Source organism: Coleofasciculus sp. FACHB-712, from assembly GCF_014695635.1.
Lineage (GTDB): Bacteria > Cyanobacteriota > Cyanobacteriia > Cyanobacteriales > FACHB-T130 > FACHB-T130.
In genome coordinates this window covers 23,765-30,410 of the sequence record NZ_JACJOQ010000365.1, presented here as the reverse complement: position 1 = coordinate 30,410, position 6,646 = coordinate 23,765, and the positions used below count along the sequence as shown (strand labels likewise).

Below are 6,646 nucleotides of genomic sequence, written 5' to 3'. Positions count from 1 at the left end.
TGGTCTTGGCTCAAGAGCCGCATCCGCAAACAACTCGACCAGTTTAATTGTTTGCGAGATGCAATCGAGCATGTCTTATGCTTGTCGTCCTAATTACCTTGGCGATTGCTATAATTCCTTCCAAAATCTGAAATCTAAAATTGCAGTAACTTCGAGACGCGGCAAATCGGTGTTTCTACAGCGCCTGACCCCGAAAAATTATTGCAAAATATGAAATAGTCGCGTCTGGAGAGCAACCTGTGGTAATTTCTATCCCTCATACCGAGTCTAGCCGTCAGCATCTGCTAGAAGAAATGGGAGAGCCGATTTCTTTTGTACAGAGGCATATCGGCCCTAGCCCGGATGAAGTCCAGCAAATGCTTGGGGTATTGGGGATATCGACCCTAGATGCCCTAATCGACCAAACGATTCCGCAGGCAATCCGGCGATCGCATTCTCTGAATGGGGCAACTCCGAAAACAGATTCGCTCCAGCTTCCCCCAGCCCAGAGTGAGTACGCAGCGCTGAGTCGATTGAAAGCGATCGCTTCCAAAAATCAGGTGTTTCGCTCCTTGATTGGCATGGGTTATTCCGATTGCATTACCCCGCCAGTCATTCAACGGAATATTTTAGAAAACCCCGGCTGGTACACCGCCTACACCCCCTATCAGCCAGAAATTGCCCAAGGGCGACTAGAGGCGCTGCTGAATTTCCAGACAATGATTATTGACTTGACAGGTCTGGAAATTGCCAATGCTTCCTTACTCGATGAAGCAACCGCCGCCGCAGAAGCGATGACGATGAGTTATAGTCTCTGCAAAACCAAGGCAAACGCCTTTTTTGTCTCCAGCGCCTGCCATCCCCAAACGATTGAAGTCTTGCAAACACGGGCAAGACCGCTGGGCATTAAGGTTATTGTCGGCACTCATCAGAGCTTTGATTTTGAGCAAGCAATCTTTGGGGCAATCCTGCAATATCCTGCTACGGATGGCACGATTTACGATTATCGGAGTTTTGTAGAAAAAGCTCATGCAGGGGGTGCTTTAGTCACCGTGGCAGCAGATCCCTTGAGCCTAACGCTGCTGACACCACCGGGAGAATTTGGGGCAGATATTGCGGTAGGAAGCACTCAGCGGTTTGGAATTCCCCTCGGATACGGGGGACCTCATGCAGCCTACTTTGCCACCAAAGAAGAGTATAAGCGCCAGGTGCCAGGGCGAATTGTCGGAGTCTCCAAGGATGCCAACGGCAAGCCAGCACTGCGTTTAGCTTTACAAACCCGCGAACAGCATATCCGCCGCGATAAAGCGACCAGTAATATTTGTACCGCTCAAGTTCTCCTAGCGGTAATGGCGAGTATGTATGCCGTTTACCACGGGTCAGCGGGACTGAAAAAAATTGCCCAGAATATTCATCAGCTAACGGGAATTCTGGCGTCAGGATTGAAGCGGCTGGGGTACGGCATCGGTGCAGAACAATTTTTTGATACTTTGCGGATAGAGTTGGGCAATCGCACTATTGAAGACATTCTCGCAGATGCCCAAGCTCGTCAGATTAACTTGCGGATTCTGGATGCAAATGCGGTCGGAATCAGCTTGGACGAAACCACAACCGTACAGGACTTGCAAGACCTATTTGAAATTTTCGCTGGGACACATGAGTTGCCCTTTACGGTGGAAGAGTTGGGTAAGGGCGTAACCCCGTCCATACAAGGGGAACCTTTTGCCCGGAAAAGCAGCTATTTAACTCATCCCGTCTTTAACCGCTATCACTCGGAAACCGAGTTATTGCGCTACTTGCACCGTCTAGAAGCGAAAGATTTGTCGCTGACAACATCGATGATACCCTTGGGTTCATGCACGATGAAGCTGAATGCGACGGCGGAAATGATCCCGGTAACATGGGCGGAATTTGGCAAAATTCATCCTTTTGCCCCTCCTTCGCAAACACGGGGTTATCAAATTCTGTTCCAGCAGCTTGAAGCGTGGTTAGCTGAAATCACCGGCTTTGCGGGCATTTCTCTGCAACCCAATGCCGGATCTCAAGGCGAATATGCGGGACTGTTAGTAATTCGTCAGTATCACGAAAGTCGCGGGGAAGAACATCGGAATGTCTGTCTGATTCCCCAATCTGCCCACGGGACAAATCCTGCCAGTGCGGTCATGTGTGGGATGAAAGTGGTCGCGATCGCTTGCGACGATCGAGGCAATATTGATGTAGACGATCTCAAAGCGAAAGCCGAGAAGCACAAGGAAGACCTCGCCGCCTTGATGGTGACATATCCCTCCACTCACGGCGTGTTTGAGGAACCGATTAAAGAAATCTGCAATATCGTCCACGCTAATGGCGGACAAGTTTACATGGACGGGGCGAATATGAACGCCCAAGTCGGTTTGTGCCGTCCGGGAGACTTCGGGGCAGATGTTTGTCATTTAAACTTGCACAAAACCTTCTGTATCCCCCACGGCGGCGGTGGGCCAGGAATGGGGCCAATTGGGGTAATGCCGCATCTTGTGCCATTTTTACCTGGGCACTCGGTTGTCCCAACTGGCGGCGAACAAGGCATCGGTGCCGTTGCAGCCGCCCCTTGGGGTAGCGCCAGCATCCTCCCCATTTCTTGGATGTACATCGCCATGATGGGGTCGGCAGGCTTAACAGAAGCGACAAAAGTAGCGATTCTCAATGCCAACTACATCGCCCGTCGCTTAGAAGCTTTCTATCCTGTTTTGTACAAAGGGCAGAATGGTTTGGTGGCGCACGAGTGTATTTTAGATTTGCGATCGCTTAAAAAGTCTGCGGGTATCGAAGTGGATGACATTGCCAAGCGTTTAATGGACTACGGTTTCCACGCCCCGACTGTATCTTGGCCTGTTGCGGGTACGGTAATGGTAGAACCCACAGAAAGCGAATCGAAGGAAGAACTGGATCGTTTCTGCGATGCGATGATCTCAATTCGTCAGGAAATTGCGGAAATTGAATCGGGTAAGATGGACGCTCAAGATAATGTCTTGAAGAACGCACCCCACACCGCAGAAGCCTTAATGACTTCCGAGTGGAATCATTCCTATTCCCGCGAACAAGCTGCCTATCCTGCGCCGTGGACGAGAGAACACAAGTTCTGGCCTACTGTCGGACGCATCGATAATGCTTTTGGCGATCGCAATTTTGTTTGCGCTTGTCTCCCGATGGAAGCTTATTCACAAGGCTAGTATTGTTTGAAACAAAGGGCGATCGCACTTGCTAGTTGATGGTGAGTGCGATCGCATTTTTTTTGAACGACTAGGCGTAGAGGACGCAAAAGGGGTATCGTCATTGACTCATCACTGCCTGAGGAAGGTGTGTAGTAGTCGCCATAGGCGATTAACCCATCGCAATAAAAAGCCAACTATAGCTTTTGGCAAACTCATCCAAATGTTAGTCTTTCTGAAAAGGCTTTGAATTGCATTCTCAGCATTTTGGACATCTGCATCCAGTCCCATTGCTTGATACAGATCGCGGGCATTTTGGTAAGCAGCAAGGGCTTCTGATTTTCGACCAAGCTTTGCCAAGGTGTTTCCTAAATTAAATAAAGCAGTCGCTTCCCCATTGCGATCGCCAATTTCCCGTTTTATTGCCAGGGACTGCTGATAGTAATCAATTGCAAGTGGGTATTGTTCCAGAGAATCGGAAGCATTGCCCAAACCTATGAGAGAATTTGCTTCCCCAGTGCGATCGCCAATCTCCCGTTTTATTGCCAGGGACTGCTGATAGTAATCAATGGCTAATTGGTATTGTCCCAGGGAATCGGAAGCACTGCCCAAACCTATGAGAGAAGATGCTTCCCCATTGCGATCGCCAATCTCCCGTTTTATTGCTATGGACTGCTGATGGTAATCAATGGCTAATTGATATTTTCCTAGGGAATAGTAAGCATTGCCCAAATTACTCAGAGATTTCGCTTCCCCATTGCGATCGCCAATCTCCCGTTTTATTGCTATGGACTGCTGATGGTAGTCAATGGCTAATTGGTATTTTCCTAGGGAATAGTAAGCATTGCCCAAATTACCCAGAGATTTCGCTTGCCCATTACGATCGCCAATCTCCCGTGCTATTACCAGAGACTGCTGAAGGTAATCAATTGCTAGTTGGTATTGTCCCAGAGAATAGTAAGCATTGCCCAAATTATTGAGAGAAGCTGCGAATTTCCAACTCTCAGAGTTATTTTGCTGCCATGCCTTAACTAGCTGCCCGTACAGTTCAACTCGGACAGTGTTGTAACCTCGTAACCTTAGAAAATTGGCACACAGGCGAATAGTGTTGAAGGCATCGTCATACTCTCCCATCTGATAACAGTGATAGAAAACTTCTAAGTATTCTGCTATATCACTTATTGTCTGCCAGGGTTCTGATTTGGCATTTTCTTTGTAGTATGCAATTGCCTTTTGGTGCGCCTCGGTCAGATCGCCCGCCTTTTGCTTGACATACGCCAAAATGAACGGATGAAACTGAAACCATCGCCCTCCGTTGTTGTCCCTTTCCTCCTGTAACAGAGAACGCCTAGCCAACTGCCTTAAATCCCGTTCCGATACCTCTTCCCCTGGTAACTGGACATCTGCCATCGCCGCATTGAAAGGAATCCGATAGACACTCAAATTTAGTAGCAGTCTTTGCAACTTGTCACTAAGGCGGTTAAAGCTGGCATCTAACACCAGGCGCATCCAAATATCGATTTTGCCCCGGTGCAACCCTTTCAACTTCTCGTCAGTCACTAGCTGGGCTACGTCAGCCAAACCATACCTCTGCAAGTGACTAATCTGCGGATTTGACTCCTCCTCTGCCCGCAAAAAACCTGCAACCAGCGTCAGCAGCAGAGGATGCCCTTCTGCCTTTTTCGCAAAATCTAGCAATTCTGTCTCAGTCCCCAGAATCCCCAAAGCCCCTAACAAATTAGCCCCCTCTGCTGGTGACAATCCCGGCAAAGGAAGCCATTGCAACTTAATTTCAGGCAAATCCGGGCGTTCCCGCGTCGTTACCAGAATGACACTCTTACCGCCACATCCCAACCAACCGTGAAAAAACTCCTCGTAGATAGCATCCAACCATTGCCCATCTTGTTGCAGCAGACTTTCCAGGTTGTCTATGACAAGTAAATGCCGCCCCTCCCGCAGATGGTTCACCAACGCATCCACCAGCGACAATTCTGGAATTGCCTCCACAGTTGGCGGGGAAAGTCCCAATCGCAGCAAAACTCGTCGCGCCAACTCGCTAAAAGTCAGGCGGCGGCTGACATCTACCCAGAACTTTTTATCAAACTCACCACTATCGTCTTCATAGATTTTGGCAGCCAGAGTAGATTTGCCAAAGCCACCCAAACCCGTAATGCCAATCAGCCGGATATTTCCATCCGCCATCCATTCCCGGATTTTCTGCCGTTCCTCCGTGCGCCCTTGCCAACAATCCAAGCTGGGGCGCATTTCATCGAGGTTAGCTGAGTTTTGAACTGGTTGAGGGTTGGTTCCCTGGTTGACTACCAGCAGTCAGGGGTTATTGATAACGTCACCAATATGCCCAACTGTATCAGCTTTGACTTGATAGCCTTTACTGCTGTCGTAGTTACTCTGATTCATGCTGCTGTTATCTTCCAGGTTGCTGTCATTAATTTCCCTGGCAAGTGCTTGAATCTCTTGGGTAAAGGTTGGCTCTTTATCCATGCAAGCCTGCAAATATTCAGTAACCTGCACTAATTCGGACTTCGAGCCTTGCTCAACGGCTTTAATGGCTCTTTCTGCCTCCGGATTACCCCATAATTGATTCCAAATCTTCTGCCGTAGCAGATTTAACTTTTCAATGGCGATTTCCGTCAACTTACCAGCGCCACCTTCTATCATTCCGCCAAAGGCAATTTCTGCAATCTTTGCTGCTGTAAATTCAAGTACCATCTGTCACAGGTTGGCTATGCTTGCCATTTGGTTGTAGCCCATCAACCCTCTATCTGCCAATGTTAAGATTGATGGCTTTACTAACTTTTCTCTAATTAAGGCAATTGACTTTAGAGATAAACTGTGTTTTAAATATATGCCGTTCTCACCTAGCAATTAAGCCTATGACTAGGAATCCATCGAATCAACGACCGATTTTGACAATAGCGCGATCGCCTATTAGTTGGGTATTAGAAATAGCCGCTGTTGTAGGGATTTTCTGCATCATTGTAATCACCCTGCAATCTTGGGCAAATCTACCCAACAGTATTCCCATCCATTTTGAGATGGGAGGCAAACCAGATGCTACGGGTAGCAAAAAATTAATCTGGCTTTTCCCCAGCTTAGCGATTTTACTTTATGTAGCGTTTACAGTGCTGCGTCAGTTTCCTCATACCTTTAATTATATTTGGGGGATTACAGAGCAGAATGTCGCTAAACAATATCAGCTAGCTCTTAATTTATTAGACTGGAATAAGGCAGAAATTATGTGGGTACTTGCATTTATAGAATGGCAAATTATCCAGATAAGTTTGGGACATTCTGCTGAATTAATCATCGATTTTTTCCTTGTAGTAATGACGCTGCTTTTGGTCACAAATGGGCTGTATTTTTGGCAAGCATATCAAGCTCGTTAGTTAAGCTTATCAATTCCCCGGAGGTTATAAATCGCAGCTATACAGGAAAAGTCCACCGTTGCGGACTAATAA

4 protein-coding genes and 1 pseudogene are annotated in these 6,646 nt (G+C 47.7%); 3 read left to right on the top strand and 2 right to left on the bottom strand.

The window, feature by feature from the left end:
* Both H6F50_RS27040 and gcvP read left to right on the top strand, forming a co-directional pair.
* Positions 1 to 93 (top strand): annotated as a pseudogene (locus H6F50_RS27040) (IS630 family transposase); the annotation flags it as partial.
* 146 nt (positions 94 to 239) lie between these two features.
* The gene (gene gcvP / locus H6F50_RS10105) at positions 240 to 3,188 is read left to right on the top strand and encodes an aminomethyl-transferring glycine dehydrogenase (protein ID WP_190428596.1); all 2,949 of its coding nucleotides are present in this window, start codon (positions 240 to 242) and stop codon (positions 3,186 to 3,188) included.
* Positions 3,189 to 3,299: 111 nt separating this feature from the next.
* On the opposite strand, the gene H6F50_RS10100 is transcribed toward gcvP, so the two are convergent.
* Together H6F50_RS10100 and H6F50_RS10095 are read right to left on the bottom strand one after the other, a co-directional pair.
* Entirely contained in the window at positions 3,300 to 5,432 is a 2,133-nt protein-coding gene (locus H6F50_RS10100) for a tetratricopeptide repeat protein (protein ID WP_190428595.1), read from the bottom strand.
* A 63-nt stretch (positions 5,433 to 5,495) separates the two neighbouring features.
* Positions 5,496 to 5,897 carry a hypothetical protein gene (locus H6F50_RS10095; RefSeq protein ID WP_199292072.1) on the bottom strand — a complete coding sequence of 134 codons (402 nt, stop codon included), beginning with the start codon at positions 5,895 to 5,897 and terminating at the stop codon, positions 5,496 to 5,498.
* Between the two features lie 164 nt (positions 5,898 to 6,061).
* Here H6F50_RS10095 and H6F50_RS10090 point away from each other — a divergent pair, with 164 nt between their 5' ends.
* Positions 6,062 to 6,574: a DUF1648 domain-containing protein gene (locus H6F50_RS10090; RefSeq protein WP_190428594.1), complete on the top strand. Its 513-nt coding sequence runs from the start codon at positions 6,062 to 6,064 to the stop codon at positions 6,572 to 6,574.
* The last annotated feature ends 72 nt before the right edge of the window (positions 6,575 to 6,646 follow it).

Bases quoted from the DNA above. Each gene is read 5' to 3' on its own strand.
- H6F50_RS10100 (WP_190428595.1), bottom strand. From the start codon at position 5,432: ATGCGCCCCAGCTTGGATTGTTGGCAAGGGCGCACGGAGGAACGGCAG.
- H6F50_RS10095 (WP_199292072.1), bottom strand. From the start codon at position 5,897: ATGGTACTTGAATTTACAGCAGCAAAGATTGCAGAAATTGCCTTTGGC.
- H6F50_RS10090 (WP_190428594.1), top strand. From the start codon at position 6,062: ATGACTAGGAATCCATCGAATCAACGACCGATTTTGACAATAGCGCGA.